Annotated in this window: 13 protein-coding genes and 2 pseudogenes; 13 read left to right on the plus strand and 2 right to left on the minus strand. The window is 67.2% G+C overall.

Annotation, left to right across the window (positions count from 1 at the left end; genetic code table 11):
- Nucleotides 1–12: 12 nt before the first annotated feature.
- From ubiE to IP90_RS11785, 5 genes are all read left to right on the plus strand, one after another.
- Complete coding sequence (gene ubiE / locus IP90_RS11765; protein ID WP_144899837.1) at nt 13–774, plus strand: bifunctional demethylmenaquinone methyltransferase/2-methoxy-6-polyprenyl-1,4-benzoquinol methylase UbiE; 762 nt, start codon at nt 13–15, stop codon at nt 772–774.
- A 415-nt stretch (nt 775–1,189) separates the two neighbouring features.
- Nucleotides 1,190–3,139 carry a M1 family metallopeptidase gene (locus IP90_RS11770; RefSeq protein ID WP_144899838.1) on the plus strand — a complete coding sequence of 650 codons (1,950 nt, stop codon included), beginning with the start codon at nt 1,190–1,192 and terminating at the stop codon, nt 3,137–3,139.
- An 87-nt stretch (nt 3,140–3,226) separates the two neighbouring features.
- Nucleotides 3,227–4,186, plus strand: a complete 960-nt coding sequence (locus IP90_RS11775) for an alpha/beta fold hydrolase (RefSeq protein WP_242007578.1) — start codon at nt 3,227–3,229, stop codon at nt 4,184–4,186.
- Nucleotides 4,183–4,899: a hypothetical protein gene (locus IP90_RS11780; RefSeq protein ID WP_144899840.1), complete on the plus strand. Its 717-nt coding sequence runs from the start codon at nt 4,183–4,185 to the stop codon at nt 4,897–4,899. Before IP90_RS11775 ends, IP90_RS11780 begins: the two co-directional genes overlap by 4 nt.
- Before the next feature lie 243 nt (nt 4,900–5,142).
- Entirely contained in the window at nt 5,143–5,610 is a 468-nt protein-coding gene (locus IP90_RS11785; protein ID WP_144899841.1) for an aminoacyl-tRNA deacylase, read from the plus strand.
- A 186-nt stretch (nt 5,611–5,796) separates the two neighbouring features.
- Here IP90_RS11785 and IP90_RS11790 read toward each other — a convergent pair whose 3' ends face one another.
- The gene (locus tag IP90_RS11790) at nt 5,797–6,729 is read right to left on the minus strand and encodes a carbohydrate kinase family protein (RefSeq protein WP_144899842.1); all 933 of its coding nucleotides are present in this window, start codon (nt 6,727–6,729) and stop codon (nt 5,797–5,799) included.
- A 253-nt stretch (nt 6,730–6,982) separates the two neighbouring features.
- Here IP90_RS11790 and IP90_RS11795 point away from each other — a divergent pair, with 253 nt between their 5' ends.
- The 8 genes and pseudogenes from IP90_RS11795 (at nt 6,983) to IP90_RS11830 (ending at nt 16,635) form a co-directional block, all read left to right on the plus strand.
- The gene (locus IP90_RS11795) at nt 6,983–8,029 is read left to right on the plus strand and encodes a rod shape-determining protein (protein WP_144899843.1); all 1,047 of its coding nucleotides are present in this window, start codon (nt 6,983–6,985) and stop codon (nt 8,027–8,029) included.
- Nucleotides 8,030–8,175: 146 nt separating this feature from the next.
- Nucleotides 8,176–9,117: pseudogene (gene mreC, locus IP90_RS11800) on the plus strand (rod shape-determining protein MreC); the annotation flags it as partial.
- 2 nt (nt 9,118–9,119) lie between these two features.
- Nucleotides 9,120–9,602, plus strand: a complete 483-nt coding sequence (mreD, locus tag IP90_RS11805) for a rod shape-determining protein MreD (protein ID WP_144899845.1) — start codon at nt 9,120–9,122, stop codon at nt 9,600–9,602.
- Nucleotides 9,602–11,449: pseudogene (mrdA, locus tag IP90_RS11810) on the plus strand (penicillin-binding protein 2); the annotation flags it as partial. The gene mreD and the pseudogene mrdA, both read left to right, overlap by 1 nt.
- Before the next feature lie 113 nt (nt 11,450–11,562).
- Nucleotides 11,563–12,675, plus strand: coding sequence for a rod shape-determining protein RodA (gene rodA / locus IP90_RS11815; protein ID WP_144899847.1), 1,113 nt, complete (start codon nt 11,563–11,565; stop codon nt 12,673–12,675).
- A gap of 176 nt (nt 12,676–12,851) precedes the next feature.
- Nucleotides 12,852–13,967 carry a lytic murein transglycosylase B gene (mltB, locus tag IP90_RS11820; protein WP_144899848.1) on the plus strand — a complete coding sequence of 372 codons (1,116 nt, stop codon included), beginning with the start codon at nt 12,852–12,854 and terminating at the stop codon, nt 13,965–13,967.
- A gap of 26 nt (nt 13,968–13,993) precedes the next feature.
- Complete coding sequence (locus tag IP90_RS11825) at nt 13,994–15,292, plus strand: septal ring lytic transglycosylase RlpA family protein (protein WP_144899849.1); 1,299 nt, start codon at nt 13,994–13,996, stop codon at nt 15,290–15,292.
- Nucleotides 15,293–15,408: 116 nt separating this feature from the next.
- Complete coding sequence (locus tag IP90_RS11830; RefSeq protein ID WP_144899850.1) at nt 15,409–16,635, plus strand: D-alanyl-D-alanine carboxypeptidase family protein; 1,227 nt, start codon at nt 15,409–15,411, stop codon at nt 16,633–16,635.
- Nucleotides 16,636–16,878: 243 nt separating this feature from the next.
- Here the strand turns inward: IP90_RS11830 and IP90_RS11835 are convergent, their stop codons facing one another.
- The gene (locus tag IP90_RS11835; RefSeq protein WP_144899851.1) at nt 16,879–19,776 is read right to left on the minus strand and encodes a winged helix-turn-helix domain-containing protein; all 2,898 of its coding nucleotides are present in this window, start codon (nt 19,774–19,776) and stop codon (nt 16,879–16,881) included.
- Nucleotides 19,777–19,959: the final 183 nt, after the last annotated feature.

Genomic DNA, 19,959 nt, shown 5'->3' on the forward strand with positions numbered 1-19,959 from the left:
GATAATCGGGCCATGACCGAGACCGCACAGAAACCCGATACCACCCACTTCGGCTATCGCGAGGTCCCCACCGGCGACAAGCAGAAACTGGTCGGCGAGGTGTTTTCGTCGGTCGCCGGCAATTACGACCTGATGAACGACCTGATGAGCCTGGGCATCCATCGGGTCTGGAAGCGCTACTTCGTTGCTACCGCACAGGTGAAGCGTGGCGATCGCGTGCTCGATCTGGCCGGCGGCACCGGCGACATCGCCGCGCTGCTGAAGGATCGCGTCGGCGACACCGGTGAACTCGTGCTCGGCGACATCAATGGTGCGATGCTGCGCGTGGGTCGTGACCGCATGACCGATCGCGGCAACGTGCGCGGCTTCGAGTACGTGCAGTGCAATGCGGAGACGCTGCCGTTCCCGGATGCCAGCTTCGACCTGGTTACGATCGCGTTCGGACTGCGCAACGTCACCGACAAGGACGCCGCGCTGCGCGAGATGTTGCGCGTGCTGAAGGTCGGCGGACAGGCGCGGGTGCTGGAGTTCTCGGCGGTGAAGGCGGACTGGTTCAAGCCGTTTTACGATTTCCATTCGTTCAAGGTGCTGCCACGGCTGGGACAGCTGTTCGCCCGGGACGCGGACAGCTACCAGTACCTGGCCGAATCGATCCGGCGGCATCCGCCGCAGGAAGAACTGAAGGCGATGATGGAAGCGGCGGGGTTCGCGCGTGCCGGCTACCGGAATCTTTCCGGTGGCATTGTCGCGATCCATACGGGGTATAAGGCCTGACTTTGGCTTGCTTGTAGAGCGCTTGTTGCTCGGCTGCTTTTGCTGCGGCTGCAAAAAAGCTTCCGCCCGTTACGCGTGCGGGTCACCTTCTCTTGAAGGGGCCAAGAGAAAGTAACCAAAGAGAAGGCCCTTCCCCGACAAATCAATCCGGCAAGTGAGGAGTGGCTCGCGATTTTCCGACTCGCCATGCCTGGCTCGGTCGGAAAACGGCGGCCATCCATGGCCGCCGCCCTCCGGGTCTGTGAAGTCCGCGGCGCCCGAAACCCATGACCAGGCAAGCGAAAGCGCTCTTTTAAAAAGGCTGCAGGAGCTTGCGCTTCGCCGAGGCATGCCAGGCCCGAAAACGTGACGCATGCGGCGTCGTGCTGCGGCGGAGGCGGTAAACTCGCGGTCCCCGTTCCCCCTTAGAGCCGCCATGCGTCTGCCCATCCTCGTATCCTGTCTTGCCATCGTCCTGGCCGGCGGTTGCGCGCGTGAATCCGCGACCGATCCTTCCTCCACCGCCAAGCAGGACGCCGCCGTGCTCCCCGCGCGCAACCACGACGAGAATTCATACGCACAGCCGGACAAGGTCAAGATCGCCGACCTGGCGCTGGACCTGGGCCTCGACTTCGACAAGAAGGAGATCGCCGGCACGGCGACCTATACGCTCGACTGGCTCGACAAGTCGGCGCGGCAACTGGTGCTGGACACGCGCGACCTGACCATCGAGAAGGTCGAAGGCGAGGGCGCCGACGCGCAATGGCAGCCGCTCAAGTTCGCGCTGGCGCCGCGCGACGACAAGTACGGCAGCAAGCTCACCATCGAGACACCGCAGCAGTTCCCGCGCGTGCGCGTGACGTACCGCACTTCACCGCAGGCGTCGGGCCTGCAGTGGCTGGAGCCGGGCATGACCGAGGGCAAGCAGTTGCCCTTCATGTTCAGCCAGTCGCAGGCGATCCATGCGCGCAGCTGGGTGCCGCTGCAGGACACGCCGAGCGTGCGCTTTACCTACAGCGCGCACGTCAGGTCGCGTCCCGACGTGATGGTGGCGATGAGCGCCGATAACGATCCGCAGGGCGCGCGCGACGGCGACTACACCTTCAAGATGCCGCAAAAGATCCCGTCCTACCTGCTGGCGATCGCCGCCGGCGACCTGGTGTTCGAACCGATCTCCGAACGCTCCGGCGTGTGGGCGGAACCGGCGATGGCGAAGAAGGCCGCGGCCGAATTCGTCGACACCGAGAAGATGATCGCCACCACCGAGCAGTTGTACGGTCCGTACCGCTGGGGCCGTTACGACATCCTGGTGCTGCCGCCGTCGTTCCCGTTCGGCGGCATGGAAAATCCGCGCCTGACCTTCGCCACGCCGACCGTGGTCGTCGGCGACAAGTCGCTGGTGTCGCTGGTCGCGCACGAACTGGCGCACAGCTGGTCCGGCAACCTGGTGACCAATGCCAGCTGGAAGGACATCTGGCTCAACGAGGGTTTCACCAGCTACGTCGAGAACCGCATCGTCGAAGCCGTGTACGGCAAGGAATTCGCCGAGATGGAACGCGCGATCAGCCAGTTCGGCCTGCAGCAGGAGATCAAGGACCTGTCGCCGGAACAGCAGGCGCTGGCGTTGCCGCCGCTGACCGACAAGGATCCGGACGAGGCGTTGACCGATGTCGCCTACATCAAGGGCGCCTGGTTCCTGTCGTGGCTGGAATCGCGTTTCGGTCGCGAGACCTTCGATGCGTTCCTGAAATCCTATTTCGATCACTTCGCGTTCCAGAGCATTTCCACCGACCAGTTCGTCGAATACCTGAAGGCGAACCTGATCGCGAAGATGCCCAATCGCGTCACCGATGCCGAGCTCGACGCCTGGCTCAACCAGCCGGGCATCCCGACGTTCGCGGAGAAGGCGCAGTCGCGGCGCTTCAGCATCGTCGATTCGGCGCGTCTGGCGTGGCTGGGCAGCGGCGAGCTGCCGTCGCCCAGCGTCACCGGCGCCTGGAGCACGCAGGAGTGGGTGCGTTTCCTGGAAGCGATGCCGGAGACGCTGAAGCCGGAACAGCTGGCGCAACTCGACTCAGCGTTCCATTTCACCGGCACGCCGAACGGCGAGATCGCGCAGCGCTGGTATCCACTGGCGGTGCGCAGCGGTTATGCCGAAGCGCGTCCGGCGATGGCCGATTTCCTGCAGCGCATCGGTCGCCGCAAGCTGATCATGCCGACCTATGAAGCACTGGCCGCCACGCCCGAAGGGCTGGCGTTCGCGCAGGACGTGTTCGCCAGGGCCAGGCCGGGCTACCACCCGATCACCACCGGTTCGGTCGAGGCACTGCTGGCCAGGGCCAAGCCGGCCGCGGCCGCGCCAGGGCAGGCGCCGCCGGCGAACTGAATCGGCGCGTAACGCGGAGGGCTTTCATCCGGAAGGTCTCCCCGCGATGCGATGATGCCGTTTGCTTCCCAGGTTGACGGGTTCACATTGCGACCGAGCCGTCTGATCGTCGCTGCACCGGTGCTCGTGATCGCCGCGCTTGCGATCCTGGTCTGGCGCGACCCCTATGCGATCGTGCGCGCCGAGTACGCGCGCCAGCGCATAGCAGCTGGCCTGACGCAGCGCAGCGTCGACGCCGGGGGACATCGCTGGATCTATGCCGAACGTGCGGCCGATCGCGCCGATGCACCGACGCTGGTGCTGCTGCACGGCTATACCGGCAGCAAGGAGAACTGGTATCGGCTGGCCGAACAGTTCGACCGTCGCTACCGACTGGTAATCCCGGACCTGCCGGGCTGGGGCCAGAGCGAGCGCAGGCCTGGCGCCGATTACGGTTACGCGGCGCAGGCCGAAAACGTTGCCGCCTTCATCGATCACATCAGCGAGCAGCCGGTGGTGCTGGTCGGGCATTCGATGGGCGGTGGCATCGTCGCGGTGGTCGCGGCGCGTCATCCGCGACGGGTGTCGCAGGTCGCGCTGCTCGACGCCTCCGGCGTGCGCTTCAAGGACAACCAGTTCGGCCTCGACGTGCTGGCCGGCAGGAATCCGTTCGCGGTCACCGATGCCGCCGGTCTCGAACGCTACCTCGATATCCTGTTCCATGATCGCGATGCACGTCCCGCGATACCGTGGCCGGCGTCGCACGCGGTCATCTCGCAGCGTCGCGCCGACGGCGATTTCGAACAGTCGGTGCTCGACCGCATCGGTCGCGGCGACGAGCGCTTCCTGCCTTACGACCTAGCCGCCGACATCGACCAACCGGTACTGTTGTTATGGTGTCAGCAGGACCAGGTGATCGACGCGAGTGCGATGGCGATCTTCGCGGCACGCATGCCGCAGGCACGGCAGGTGCTGCTCGACGGCTGCGGCCACATGTCGCTGATGGAACAACCCGCCGCCGTCGCGCAGGCGGTTTCGGAACTGATCGCAAAAGGCACACCACGATGAACAAGCTCGCCCTGCTGTTGTCCGCCGCTTTCGTCCTCAGTGCCTGCAAGGGCGAAGACCCCCAGGCCGCCGCGGCTGCCCAGGCCGCGGCGAAGGAGCAGGCGGCCGCGCCGGTGCTGCAGCAGTACGAAGCCGCGGTCGCCGGCCAGCAGTGGGAACTGGCGCGCGCGCACGCCGATGCCCTGCAGTGGCAGCACAAGGGCACGCAGGCCGCGGCCAAGGCGATGGAGAACTACGAGGAGATCAGGGCCAAGGCTGAGGCCGCCCGCGAGGAGCGCCGCCTGGCCGGCTTGTGGCGCTACGACGATGTCGTGGTGAAGGATGCCGGCACGCAGAAGACGGCGTCGATCTACGCCAAGGATCGCGTCGATGTCGACGGCAGCGGCGACAAACCGGTGCGGCTGATCTTCCGCGACCATCCCGAATGGGGCCGCAGCGCCTATCTGGTGCTGGAGGCGGGCGATTTCCGTTGTCCGGGCGGCTGCAAGGTACAGGTCAAGGCCGACGGTGTCGCGGCGAAGGCGATGGCCGCCACGCGCCCGAACACCGACGAGGCGATCGCGATGTTCATCGAGGACGAGCGCGCGTTGTGGCGGCTGGCACGCAAGTCGAAGACGATCTCGATCGAATTCCCGGTCAAGGCCGGCGGCACGCGCAGCGCGGCGTTCGAGGTCGGCGGACTCGATGGCGCATCGTTGCCGGGCTGGGACTGAACAGGCGGCGTTGTAATTGCAGTGGCGACTGCGCTGCGACGACAGGAACATTTGTGGCCGCGATAACGACAGCAACAACGACAACGAAAAGACTTCACGCCACGCCAGCGCGCCAAGAGTAAGCTGCGACCGCGTGCCGCGCAGACGCGCACGCCAGCGACGCGACGCCCGGATGCGCGCGCCAGGCACACCCGCGGCGCCGCCGCAGCGGAATGCGACACAGGCGCCATCCAGGAGGCGATCATGCTGTCCCCACGCCTGCACCATTTCCTCGACGAGCGCCGCGCGCCCTACGCCACGCTCACGCACGACCGCACCATCACCGCACACGAGACCGCCGCAGCCGCGCATGTCGGCGAACAGCACTTCGCCAAGACCGTGATGCTGAAGATCGACGGCGCGATGGCGATGATGGTGATGCCGGCCGCCTATCGCGTCGACCTGACGCGCCTGTCGCGCGCGCTGGGCGGCTGCGAAGTCGAACTCGCGGAGGAAAGCGAATTCAGGGACATGTTCCCCGACTGCGAACTCGGCGCGATGCCGCCGTTCGGCAATCTCTACGGCATGCCGGTGTACGTCGACGCGCGCCTGTCCGGACATGACGACATCGTGTTCAACGCTGGTTCGCACACCGACGCGGTGCGCATGCCCTATGCCGAGTTCGAGCGGCTCGCCGAACCACAGACGCTATGGATGGCGCATGTGATGTGACGCGGTGATTCGGGATTGGTGATTCGTGATTCGTAGAAGAGGCGAGCAGTAGGCTGGGTCGGCGCTGTCGATCGGCATCGTGTCTGCCCTTGCCGAGGTTGCTGGGTTGATGGAGCCAACCCAGCCTACAGCCGCGCGCAGTCGCCTACGTCGAATTTATCGGATCACGAATCACGAATTACGGCCTCACAGCGCGTAACCGAACTGCTGGCGGAACTGCTCGGCGAATTCATCGTAGTCGAAGCGCTGGTTCTGCGTGCCGGGATGCTCGACCTTCAGCGCACCCATCAGGTTGCCGATGCGGCCGATGGTCAGCCAGTCGTAGCCTTTTTCGATGCCGAAGATCAGTCCGGCGCGGAACGCGTCGCCGCAGCCGGTGGGATCGGTGACGCGGCGTTCGTGCGCCGGCGGCACGTGGTGCTTCTTGCCTTCGGCGTGGATCTCGCAACCCTGCGGCCCGCGCGTGACGATGTAGGCCTTGACCTTGCCGGCGATGTCCTTCTCGCTCCAGCCGGTGCGTTCCTGCAGCAGGTTGGACTCGTAGTCGTTGACGGTGACGTAGTCGGCCTGGTCGATGAAGTGGCGCAGTTCCTCGCCGTTGAACAGCGGCATCGCCTGGCCCGGATCGAAGATGAAGGGAATGCCGGCTTCGGCGAATTCCTGCGCGTTCTGCAGCATGCCCTCGCGGCCGTCGGGACTGACGATGCCAAACGTCACGCCGGTCACGTCGCGCACGTGGTTCTCGTAGGAACGCATCATCGCGCCGGGATGGAAGGCGGTGATCTGGTTGTTGTCCAGGTCGGTGGTGATGAAGGCCTGCGGGGTGAACAGTTCGTCGATCACCTTGACCTGGTCGAGGCGGATGTCCAGTTCGGCGAAGTATTCGCGGTACGGGCCGAAGTCCTGGCCGACGGTGGCCATCGGGATCGGCTCGCCGCCGAGCAGCTTGAGGTTGTAGGCGATGTTGCCGGCGCAGCCGCCGAATTCGCGGCGCATCCGCGGCACCAGGAACGACACGTTCAGGATGTGCACCTTGTCCGGCAGGATGTGGTTCTTGAACTGGTCGGGGAACACCATGATGGTGTCGTAGGCCAGGGAACCGCAGATCAGCGCAGACATTCGGTGTTCGCTCGAGGGTCGAAAAGGCCGGCTAGGGTAACGGTCCGGGGAGGGGGAGGCCAGTCGCGTGGCATCCGACGGGTTTCGCGCCGGGCGTGGTCAAGGGCGACCTCGTCGCCCGGGCCGATCGCCGACCAGGCCCGGGACCGCTTTTTTTCAGGCTTCCCCGGCGCTACGCGAACCACGAACGGCAAGCGCTTTTTTGTTAGTCTAGCCGGCCTGCCTGCGCCTCCTCGACGGATCTTTTCCCCCGATGTTCAAGATGTTCCGCGGTTTGTTTTCCAATGACCTGTCCATCGACCTGGGCACGGCCAATACCCTGATCTTCGTCCGCGGCCAGGGCATCGTCCTGAACGAGCCGTCGGTGGTCGCGGTGCGGCAGGACCGCACCGTGGGCGGCAACCGCACGGTCGCGGCGGTCGGCATGGAGGCCAAGCAGATGCTGGGCCGCACGCCGGGCCACATCACCACGATCCGGCCGATGAAGGACGGCGTCATCGCCGACTTCACCTATACCGAGGAAATGCTCAAGCACTTCATCCGCAAGGTGCACAAGTCGCGCTTCCTGCGGCCCAGCCCGCGGGTGCTGATCTGCGTGCCCTGCGGCTCGACCCAGGTCGAGCAGCGCGCGATCAAGGAATCGGCGCTGGAAGCCGGCGCCCGCGACGTGTCGCTGATCGAGGAGCCGATGGCCGCGGCGATCGGCGCCGGCATGCCGGTGACCGAGGCGCGCGGCTCGATGGTGGTGGACATCGGCGGCGGCACCTCGGAAGTGGCGGTGATCGCGCTCAACGGCATCGTCTACTCGCAGTCGGTCCGCATCGGCGGCGACCGCTTCGACGAATCGATCATCAACTACGTGCGCCGCAACCACGGCACCCTGATCGGCGAGACCACCGCCGAGCGGATCAAGCTGGAGATCGGCTGCGCCTACCCGCCGACCGAGGTCCGCGAAATGGAAGTCTCCGGCCGCAACCTGGCCGAGGGCGTGCCGCGGATGATCGTGATCAACTCCAACGAGGTGCTGGAGGCGCTGCGCGAGCCGCTGGCCGGCATCGTCATGGCGATCAAGCAGGCGCTGGAGCAGACCCCGCCGGAACTGTGCGCGGACGTCGCCGAGCGCGGCATCGTGCTGACCGGCGGCGGCGCGCTGCTGCGCGACCTGGACCGCCTGATCAGCGAGGAAACCGGCCTGCACGTGCAGGTTGCCGACGATCCGCTGACCTGCGTCGCCCGCGGCGGCGGTCGCGCGCTGGAACTGCTGGACATGCACGGCAACGAGTTCTTCGCCGGGGAATGACGTAAAAAGCCGGGATTCGGGAATGTGGAGTCGGGATTCGATAAGGCAGGACAGCACCGCGGACGGTGTCGCTTTCCTTCGTACTGGCACTCTCCTGCGCTCCGCACCGATTCCCGAATCCCGAATCCCGAACCCCGGCTCCTGACGTGCCTTCCTACGCCGGTCCCGCTCCCGCCCGCCCCGCCGACGTCGCCGGCACGCTGCGGCTGCTGGCTTATCTCGCCCTGGGCATCGCGCTGATCGTGCTGGACCACCGTGGCGGCTGGCTGGTGCAGATCCGCGACAAGGCCGAGTGGGTCACCGAACCACTGCGCTGGCTGGCCGGGCTGCCCGGGCGCATCGGCAATACCGTGCACGACGACGCCGCCACGCGTACCCGCCTGGCCGAGGACAACCGCGTGCTGCGCAACGCGCTGCTGATCAGCGGCGCGCGGCTGGCGCGGTTGCAGAGCGCGGCCAACGAGAACGCGCGCCTGCGCGGCATGCTCGGCGCCGCCGAACGCGGCGAGCTGGACGTGCAGCTGGCGCCGATCCTCAACATCGATCTGGATCCGACCCGGCAGCGGCTGGTGCTGGGCGCCGGTTCCGGCAGCGGCGTGCGCCTGGGCCAGGTGGCGATCGACGCCGGCGGCGTGCTCGGCCAGATCATCGACGTCAAGCCGCTGACCTCGACCGTGCTGCTGCTGACCGATCCCGACCACGCGATCCCGGCGGCGCTCGCGCGCAACGGCGTGCGGCTGGTGGTCTATGGTCGCGGCGGGCGGCTGGAGCTGGCCAACATCCCGATGTCGAGCGACGTCAAGGTCGGCGACAGCGTGGTCACTTCGGGGCTGGGCGGGCGCTTTCCGGCCGGCTTTCCGGTCGGCACCATCGCCGCACTGCGACCCGACGACAGCCGCGCGTTCCTGGTCGGCGACCTGGAACCGGCCGCGCAGCTCGACCGCGGTCGCGAAGTGCTGCTGCTGCGGGTGAACGAGAGCAGGGGCTTGGGGCCGGGGGCTGGGGGCTCGAAGGGAGCCACGCCGACCGAATCCGCAAGCCAGGCCTCCACTTCCCAATCTCCAGCCCCCAGCCCCCAGGCCCCGACGCGATGAGCCGCTGGCGCAATCAGTGGATCATGCCGGTCAGCGTGGTGGTGGCCCTGCTGCTCGGCCTGCTGCCGCTGCCTGATTTGGTGGCGCCGTTCCGGCCCTACTGGCTGGCGCTGGTGGTGGCGTACTGGGTGATCGAGAAACCCGACAGCGCCGGGCTCGGCTTCGCCTTCATCTGCGGGCTGCTGGCCGACCTGACCATCGGTGGCGTGCTCGGCGAGCAGGCGCTGCGGCTGACGGTGATGGCCTTCATCCTCGACCGCTTCCGCGCGCGTCTGCGATTCTTTCCGCTGTCGCAGCAGTCGCTGGCGATCGGCGTACTGCTGCTCAACGATCGCGTGATCAGCGCGGCGATCCACCTGGCGCTGGGCGAGCCGCAGCTGACCGCGCAATTCTGGTGGGCGCCAGTACTCGGCGCGCTGCTGTGGGCGCCGCTGTACCTGTTGTTTGATGCGATCCGGCTCGGTCGCCGCGCACGTTGATGGCAAGGCGTCCGCAAAAGCGGCAGATGAAGAACCTGGTCGCCGAGGCCGACCAGTTCCGCCGCCGCGCGTTGCTGGGCTTCGGCGTGGTGCTGCTGGCGCTGGGCGGACTGGCCGGCTGGTACTTCAAGCTGCAGGTGGTCGACCACGACGACTATGCCGCCCGTGCCGAGGCCAACCGCATCAAGCCGCGGCCGATCGTGCCCGGCCGCGGCCTGATCTACGACCGCAAGGGCCGCATCCTGGCCGACAACGTGCCCGCGTTCCGGCTGGACGTGGTGCCGGACAAGGCCGGCGACCCGAAGCGGCTGGTCGCCGAGCTGGGCCGGATCATCGCGCTGAGCCCGGAGGACATCGCCAATTTCGAGGAGACGCGCAAGGCCACGCGCAGTTTCCGGCCGGTCACGCTGAAGCTGCGGATCAGCGACGAGGAAGCCGCGCGTTTCGCAGTGGACCGCTGGCGCTTTCCCGGCGTGGAGCTGGTGCCTTACCTCAATCGTCGCTATCCGCACGGTGACCTGCTGGCGCATGTGATCGGCTACGTGTCGCGCATCGACGAGAAGGATCTCGAGACGATGGGCGAGACCAACGCCGCGTTCACCCACATCGGCAAGACCGGCGTCGAGCGTTACTACGAAGAGACGCTGCGCGGCAGGATCGGCTTCGAGCGGGTCGAGACCAACGTCGAAGGCCGCGCGATGCGCCAGCTCGGCGTGCAGCCGGCCACGCCCGGCGCCGACCTGCGGCTGAGCATCGACCTGGACCTGCAGCGGGCGATGGTGGCGGCGTTCGGCGATCACGACGGCTCGGCGATCGCGATCGATCCGCACAGCGGCGAGATCCTGGCGATGGTCAGCCTGCCGGCCTACGACCCCAACCTGTTCGTCAACGGCATCTCGCACGCCGACTACAAGTCGCTGATCGAGAATCCGTCGCGCCCGCTGTTCAACCGCAACGTGCTCGGCGGCGGCCCGCCCGGCTCGACGGTGAAGCCGCTGATCGCATTGGCCGGTCTCGACAGCGGACTACGCCGGCCCGAGGACAAGGTGTTCTCGACCGGCGAGTTCCACATTCCCGGCCAGCGCGGCCGCGGCTGGCGCGATGCGCATGGCGGCGCCGGCTGGACCGACCTGCGCAAGTCGATCGCCGCGTCGGTGAACTACTACTACTACAAGCTCGCCTACGAGATGGGCATCGAGCGCTTCGACCGCTACATGCAGAAGTATGGTTTCGGCGCGCCGACCGGCATCGACCTGGTCGGCGAACGCGACGGCGCGGTGCCTTCGCCGCAGGAAAAGGCCAGGCGCAGCCGCGAACCGTGGTACCCGGGCGAGACGGTGAACGCCGGCATAGGGCAGGGCTCGTGGATCGCCACCACGCTGCAGCTGGTGCGCGGCATTGCCGCGATCGCCGACGGCGGCCAACTGCGCCGGCCGCATCTGGTCGCCGCGCGCCGCGACGGCTACCGGTTGCCGTGGACGCCGCTCGAGCAGCCCGGGCCGGTGTTGATCACCGAACGGCCGGACCACCTGCGCGCGGTGCAGGAAGGCATGATCGGCACGATGATGGCCGGCGGCACCGGCCGCGCGATGGCGGTCGGCGCGCCGTACACGATGGCCGGCAAGACCGGCACCGCGCAGAAGATCAGCCGCAAGGGCGGAGCGAGTTTCAATCCGCATCTGCTGCCGTATCACCTGCGCCACCAGGCGCTGTTCGTCGGCTATGCGCCGGCGGAGAATCCCACCATCGCGGTCGCGGTCTCGGTCGAGCACGGCGGCTATGGCGGCACGACCGCCGGACCGATCGCGCGCAAGATCTTCGACGCCTGGCTGCTGGGCAAGATGCCGGAACCGGATCCGGACGCGATTCCGATCGAACCGTTGCCGGCCGCTGCTACGACCGTCGCCACCACCGTTGCCGCGCCGCAGCCCCCAGCCCCCAGCTCCCAGTCCCCGGCCCCATGAACCCCATCCTGCGCTGGCTCAGCGACGTGGTCGCGCGCATCGTGCGCACGCTGGACTGGCCGCTGTGCCTGGCGCTGCTGGCGCTGATGGGCGTCAGCCTGGTGGTCCAGTACAGCGCCGGCAACAGCAGCCTGCGCCCGGTCTATGCGCAGGGCGCGCGCTTCGCCGTCGGCATCGTCGCGATGTGGGCGTTGTCGCGGCTGCCACCGATGCGGCTGCGCACCTGGACGCCGGCGATCTACGCACTGTCGCTGCTGCCGCTGCTGGCGGTGCTGCTGATCGGCACCGGCAAGCACGGCAAGCATTGGCTGGACCTGGGCGTGTTCTATTTCCAGCCGTCGGAACTGCTCAAGCTGAGCCTGCCGATGATGCTGGCCTGGTACCTGCATCGCGAGCCCCTGCCGCCGCGGCTGTCGGTGGTGCTGATCTGCGGGGTGTTGATCGCGGTACCGACCGGCCTGATCCTGCTGCAGCCGGACTTCGGCACCGCGATGCTGGTCGCGGCCAGCGGCGTGTTCGTGCTGTTCCTGGCTGGACTGTCCTGGTGGTGGTTCGGCGCCGCGCTGGCGGGGATCGCGGCGGCGGCGCCGCTGGCCTGGTTCTGGTGGCTCAAGCCCTACCAGAAGGACCGAATCCTGACCTTCCTCGACCCGGAAACCGATCCGCTGGGCACCGGCTGGAACATCATCCAGTCCAAGATCGCGGTCGGTTCCGGCGGCCTGGTCGGCAAGGGCTGGGGTCAGGGCTCGCAGTCGCGGCTGGATTATCTTCCCGAACACACCACCGATTTCATCTTCGCGGTACTCAGCGAGGAATTCGGCTGGGCCGGCGTGGCGGTGGTGCTGTCGCTGTACCTGTTCGTGATCGGCCGCTGCCTGTGGATTGCCGCGGAAGCACGCGATACCTACTCGCGCGTGCTCGCCGGCGCGCTGGGTCTGGCGCTGTTCGTCTACGTGATCGTCAACGGCGGCATGATCTCGGGCCTGCTGCCGGTGGTCGGCGTGCCGATGCCACTGCTCAGCTATGGCGGCACCTCCGCGGTATCGCTGCTGGCCGGCATGGGCGTGGTGATGGCGGTGCGCGCGCACAAGCCGATGCATGTGCGGTGAGAGCCGTGATTGGTGATTCGTGATTCGCAAGAGCTGTCATCCCGAGCGTAGCGAGGGACCTGCTTGCAATTCGATACATTCAAGCTCGCTGCGCTCGCTCGTGATCTGCTTCGCGCCTTAACGAATCACCAATCACCAATCACGAATCGCGGCATCACCATGCTACCCTCGCCGCGATGACACGACGCGCCCTGGCCTGCCTGCTGCCATTCGCCCTCGTTGCGTGCGCAACGAACGCCGCGGCTCCGACTCCGCCCCCCGCAATGACACCGCCCGCGACGCCGAAACCGGCCGCGGATGCATTGCTGCCGAAGGTGCCGCAGCCACCGGAACGCCCGGTGGCACCAACCTCGGTAACCGATCCTGCGATCCCGCTGGCACAGCGCATCGACGCCTTCGTCGATTACACGGTCAACACTTACCAGGCCGATCCTGCCGTCGTTCGCGCGACTCTGGCGCAGGCCCAGCATCAGCAGAAGATCGTCGATGCGATGTCGCGGCCGGCCGAAGCGGTCAGGCCGTGGCGCGATTACCGGCCGATCTTCCTCAATCCCGCGCGCATCGAAGGCGGCCGCGCGTTCTATGCCGCCAACCGCGAGGCGCTGGATCGCGTCGCCGCGCAGACCGGCGTGCCGGCCGAATACATCGTCGCGATCATTGGCGTGGAAACCAGTTACGGCAAGATCAGCGGCAACTATCGCGTGCTCGATGCGCTGTACACACTCGCCTTCGGCTATCCCAAGCGCGCACCGTTCTTCGCAGGAGAACTGGCGCAGCTGTTCGCGCTGGCCAAGCAGGAGCCGCAGCTCGACATCCTCGCGCTGAAAGGCAGCTACGCCGGGGCGATGGGCATGGGCCAGTTCATGCCGTCGAGTTATCGCCTGTGGGGCAAGGACGGCGATGGCGATGGCCAGCGCGACCTCCTCACGCACCTGCCCGACGTGTTCGCCTCGATCGCGAACTACTTCGTCGTGCACGGCTGGCAGCGCGATGCGCCGGTGGTCGCACGCGCCAGCCGCGATGCCGGCGCCGCCGACTTCAAGCCCGAGTCGCTGGATCCGGTCTATCCACTGGCGGCGCTGGCCGCGCGCGGCTATCGCCCGCAGGCAGGGCAGCCCACCGCCGAAGGCGCCACGCTGCTGTCGCTGGATGGCGATGCCGGCAAGGAATACTGGCTCGGTTACCGCAATTTCTACGTCATCACCCGCTACAACCGTTCGCCCATGTACGCGTTGTCGGTGCACCAGCTGGCGCAGGCGATCCGGGATGGCGGGACCGCGGAGGCGTTATGAAGCACGCCGTCACAAAGAATGCCGTCATGAAGCACGGCGCTGCCATCGCATTGGTGGCCGCACTCGGCGCCTGTTCCACCGCGCCGAAGAAAAACGCGGCGCCTGCCACCGCCAGCAAGAACGGATCGCACCAGGCAGGCGCCGCGAAGAAATCGCCCTACGCACCGGCGCAGGAAGACCTGAGCAAGCGTGGCGACTACACCGCCGGCGGCCTGTACGCGCCGCACATCCGCGACAGCGTGCCGGACGGCATCGACGATGTCGACCTGATTCCCGAACCGGAGGTCAAGGCCGAGCCGCGCTCGCGTTACGGCAACCGCTCGCCGTACAAGGTGCTCGGCAAGTCCTACCGCGTGCTCGACAGCGCCGAGGATTACGACGAGCGCGGTACCGCGTCGTACTACGGCAACAAGTTCCACCGTCGCCGCACCTCGTCGCTGGAGGTGTACGACATGTATGCGTTCAGCGCCGCGCACAAGACGCTGCCGCTGCCCAGCTATGCGCGCGTCACCAACCTGGACAATGGCAAGTCGGTGACGGTCCGGGTCAACGATCGTGGCCCGTTCCATGACGGCCGCATCATCGATCTCAGCTACGCCGCCGCGGTCAAGCTGGGGATCGACCGCAAGGGCACCGGTCACGTGCGCGTCCAGGGCCTCAGCGCGAAACACGTCGACGCGGACACGCGCGTGGCCAGCGCCTCGGCATTGCCGATGGCCGCGCTGGCGGCACCGACCGCACCGGTGGCCGACACCGCGATCGACAAGCTGGTCGCGGCCTTGCCGATCGGCAGCGCCGCGGCAGCCGAGCGCAAGCCGCCCGCGACCGCACCCGAGCGCCCGGTCGGCGTTTCACCGCTGGTCAACACCGAAAACCGTTTCGACATGACCCAGAACGGCAAGGTGATGACGGCGGATGATTTCGATGCCTGGCTGAAGGCGCGCCGGCTCAGCCTCGTCAACGGCAAGGTGCGGCCGCTCGACCGGATCGATGCGCGGCTGCAGCCGGCCGCGCCACCGCCGGTCGCGCCCAAGGTCGCGGAGGCCAACGTGGCGCGCAAGGTCGCCGCGCAGGAACAGTCGTCCGGCAATGCCGACGACATCACCTTGCAGGTCGCCAGCTTCGCCAGCGAGCAGAACGCCAGCCGCGCGCTGGCCGTGCTCAGGGACGCCGGCATCGAGGATGCGCGTCTGCAGGGCGCCGAGGTCAACGGACAGAAGCTGTGGCGGCTGCGGGTCGGGCCCTCGCCCGGCGGCACGGCCACGGAACTTGCCGGGCGCATCGCCGGTCTGGGATTCGGCCAGCCGCGCGTGGTCAGGGATTAGCGCCTGTTTCCTGCCTGTTGGCAGGACGGCACCGGGGTGGGCGGCACTGCTGCCTTAAAATTCGAGGATTCACCGGGCCGCATGCTTGCGCGCCTGCTTCCAGGAGTAGTTGATTGATGAAGTTTCGTTCCACCCTCGGCCGCATCGCCGTCGCGACGCTGGCCACGGCCGCCGTCGGCCTCGTATTCGCGCAGTCCAAGCCCCAGCCCAAGCCGCAGCTGGCGCCACCCGCGGCGGTCGCTTCCGGCGAATTGCCGGTGCCGCCGGCGCCGGCGCCCAAGGTCGCATCGGCCTGGCTGCTGATGGATTACGCCACCGGCCAGGTGCTGGCGGGCGAGAACGTCGACGCGCGCGTGGAGCCGGCCAGCATCACCAAGGTGATGACGTCCTACGTGATCGCCGCTGAGATGAAGAACGGCAAGATCAAGCCCGAAGACCCGGTGATGATGAGTGAGAACGCCTGGCGCAGCGGCGGCGCCGGCACCGACGGCAGCTACAGCGGCTTCGAGGTCAACAAGACCGCACCGCTGGAACAGATGGAAAAGGGCATGGTGGTGCAGTCCGGCAACGACGCGGCGATCGCGTTGGCCGAACACGTCGCCGGCAGCGAGGAAGCGTTCGCATCGCTGATGAACCAGTACGCGCAGCGCATCGGCATGAAGAATTCGCACTTCGTCAATCCGCACGGGTTGTCGGCGCCGGAGCACTACTCGACCGCACGCGACCTGGCGCTGCTGGGACGCGCGCTGGTCCATGACTATCCGGTCGCGTACTCGCACAACAAGATCAAGGAATTCACGGTCGGCCCGATCACCCAGCCCAACCGCAATCTTCTGCTGTGGCGCGATCCCAGCGTCGACGGCATCAAGACCGGCCACCATTCCGGTGCCGGCTATTGCCTGATGGCCTCGGCCAAGCGCGGCGACCAGCGTTTGATCAGCGTGGTGATGGGCAACACCAGCGAAAACCAGCGCGCCGTCGACAGCCAGGCGCTGCTCAACTGGGGCTTCCGCTTCTTCGAAACGCACAAGCTGTACGAGGCCGGCAAGGCGGTCGCCAAGCAGAAAGTGTGGAAGGGCCAAGCCGACGAAGTGCAGCTGGGCGTCGCCGAACCGTTGCTCGTCAGCGTGCCGCGCGGCCGCTACGAGCAGCTCAAGCCCTCCATGGACGTGCCGAAGACCCTGGTCGCGCCGATCAGGAAGGGGCAGAAGATCGGCACCGCCAAGGTTTCGCTGGATGGCAAGGTGATCGCGCAGGCACCGCTGGTGGCGATCAACGCGGTCGAGGAAGGCGGTTTCTTCAAGCGCCTGTGGGACGAGTTCTGGATGTGGTGGGGTGAGTAAGCGCGTTTGCAAGCCGCTGGCTTGCGCGCTAGCAAACGTCCGATCGCCACGCGATCGGGCCGCGGAATGATCCGGCACACCAATCGCGTATCAGAAAAAAGACCGGCGAAAGCCGGTCTTTTTCGTTTGCGGCAACGATCAGGTCGTTGGACCGACGGTCGTCGCAACAGCTTCCATCGCTGCTCAAGACACGGCGCAGCAGAATGGGCAAAGAACGCGCCGTGATTCGTGCCCGATGCCGGTTCAGTGCATCTCCTGCTCGAGCCAGTCCAGTGTGGCCCCGCGCATGCCGGTGCGCGCGATCAGCGTTTCGCGGGTGGTGGCGCTGCAATCTTCCGGCAGCGTGCCGGCGGACAACAGGCTGTGCACCTGCATCTGCACGACGGCGTCGCCCAGGCGATGGGCCTGTTCGTGGAGCCCGGCTGCGATCGCGATCGCGCGCGGCCGGTTTCCGGCGGCGCGCGCTGCGGCGGCGTCGAGCAGGTCCAGACGACTGCCGAGGAACCAGGCATCGGCCGGCAGGCCTTGGCGCGCGGCATCCGCATGACGCTGCATCGCGTCCCAGTCTCCGCGGACCGCGGCGTTTTCGGCCAGGCTTGTTTCGGCCATGGCGATGAGCAGTGCATAGCCGGTTGGACCCAGCGTCGGCAGCAAGGCATCCAGCAGCTGGTCGGAACCGGCGCTGTCGCCGAGCCGGGTCAGCAGCCTGGCGACTTCCAACGTGAGCAGCCAGTGGTCGGGCCTCTTCCCGATGCCAGGGAGCATGGCCTGTGCGCGGCGGAGCTGGCTGCCGGCCGCCGCGCGGTCGCCCGCCAGCTGCTCGGCGTGGGCGCGCGTCAAGGCCACCAGTACCTGCGTCGAAGGTTCGCTTGCGGTGGCGCAGCGGCCAAGATCCGAACGCGCGCCGGCAAGCTCGCCCAGAGGCAGGCGGTGTTCCGCGCGCACGCAGGCCAGGCGCGCCTGCGCTGCGGAGTGCGCCTCGCCAGGCAGCACCCGCGGCAGGTTGTGCGCGGCGCGGTCCAGCGCGACGAGAGCGTGTTTGTTGTTGCCCCTGACGCCGCTCAGTGCCGCTTCCAGTTGCTCGACGGTGACTGCCAACTGGCCTTGCAGACCGGCCTGGCGCAAACGCTGGAGGCGTGCATCGACATGGCCCAGTCGCGCGCCCAGGAAGTCCTCGTTCAACAGCAGGATGTCGATGCTGTTGCGGGCCATGACATCGCCGGCGGCCTGGGCCACGCCCGCGGCCTGCTCCAGGCCGTGGCGATAGCCGGCAAGATCGCCGACACCGTGACGCTGGGCGGCCTGCTGCAACAGGATGCTGATTTCGAGCCGGCGATAACCGCCGGCGTTGGCCTGCGCCAGCAGGGTATCCAGTCGTGCACTGTCGCCGCTGACGGAGGGACGATGCACTTCCGCGAGGAAGCGTGCGTACAGCGCTCCGGTCGAGTTGCCAACCTGGTCGAACAGCCTGGCCGCTTCCTCGAACGATGCATGGCCTGCTTCGGCACCGCGCTGCGCGCTGTCGGCGGTTGCCACCAGGAACAGCGCCGCGCCTTTCTCGAGTTCCCAGCCCGCACCGGCGCCGTCGGCCAGGCGTGCGGCGGCCTTGGCGTTCTCGCGCTTGCGCCCGGGATCGCCGAGCGCGCCATAGGTTTCGGCCAGGGCGAGCCGCCGCGCGATGCGCACGCCGATCGGCGCCTGCTGGTCACCGCGCGCGGTCAACACGTCCAGCGCCTGCAGTGGGCTGCCGGTGCTGGTCAGCAGGTTGGCGTAGGCGATGGCGTAGGACGCCTTGTGCGGATAGCGCGCAGCCAGCGTGGCGTGGGCCTGCACGGCCTCCTGCTGGCGCCGCGGATCCACCGACAGGCGTTGCGCCTGCATCAGTTGCGTGGTTTCCGGCGGCGTTGGGCGCAGCAGGTCGAGCGCGACGTCCATCTGCTCCACCGCCGAGGCGGCCTGTGCCAGATGCGATTGCGCATCGGCCAGCTGTATCCGCGCCAGGCCGAAACGCGGCGCCAGCCGGACCACTTCCTCGCCGATGGCGGCGGCCTTCATCCAGTCGCGCCGCCGCATGGCTTCGGTTGCGTCGACGTAACGGCGCGCGGCGGCGGCGTCCAGCTTCAACGCCGGCCAGGGTTCGCTGCGCGCGGGGATCAGGCGTTGCAGGACCTGCTGCGACAACGCGTCGACCAGCGCCGGCATCTGCGCTTCCTTGCCTTCGAGCTCGATGTGCTGTTCGCGCCCGGCGTGCTGGAAGCGTGCGCGCACGAACAGTTTTCCAGAGCCATCAGCGGCTTCGCCGGACGCAAGGAACACGCTTTGTGGCGAAGTCGATCCCGCGCCGGCGGCAAGCTCGGCTTCGGTCAGCACGGTCACTTCCGGAAGACTGTTGAGTTTCCAGTACAGCCACTGGTACAGCAGTTGCGCCGGCCAGCGCGCGGCGTTGCCTGGATCCTCGACCGTGACCAGTGCCACGGTCAACGCCGGCGGCAACGTCGCGCGTTGCCGTGCCTGGCGGTAGGCGCCTATGCCCACCGCGGCGATGACCATGGCCGCGGTGGCGAACATGGCCCAGCGTTTCCAGTGGCGTCGCAGCCCGAAGCGACCAGGCGGTTGCGATATGGACGGCGCGGTCGGCAACATTGCCGCTGTCTGCGTCCCGGCTGCGGCATCGATCAATTCGTTCGCCGCGTCATCGGTGTTGGCAGAAGCTGTTGCTGCGCCTGCAGCAATTTGAACTTCGGCAACGCTGTCGGCACCTGCATCGGCCGCAATTACGCTGGCCGGAAGTTCGCTGGACCACGCCACCGGTCCCGGCGGCTCGAACACATAGCCGCCCTTGGCGACGGTGCGGATCCAATGCTTGCGTTCCGGCCCCAGCGCCTTGCGCAGCAGCCACATGCTCTGCGAAAGATTGGCGTCCTCGACGATCAGGCCGGGCCACAGGCGTTCGAACAGTTCGGCGCGGGTATGCAGCCGGTGCGGCTCGGCCATCAGCAGCAACAGCAGGTCGAAGATGCGCTGCGGCAGCTCCGCTTCTGACGAATGCAGGATCCGCCGGTAGCACAGGTCGACCAGCAGATCATCGATCTGCAGATATCGCGCGTCGGCAGGCCATGGAGCGCTCGATGTCGCGGTCAACGGGGGAACCTCAATCCGCGGCGGGGGGTGATGCAGCGCACCATCACGTGCGCTGCCGGTCGGATCGCTTGGCTGCGGAAAAGAAAGCTCGTGATCGCAATGCTTTCACTTGTCAATCCATCCCTCGCAGCACGGGCAACTAAATCACATTTCCTGCCACGAGAGAGGAAATTGATCTCTCGG

The organism is Luteimonas cucumeris (assembly GCF_007830035.1).
Lineage (GTDB): Bacteria > Pseudomonadota > Gammaproteobacteria > Xanthomonadales > Xanthomonadaceae > Luteimonas_C > Luteimonas_C cucumeris.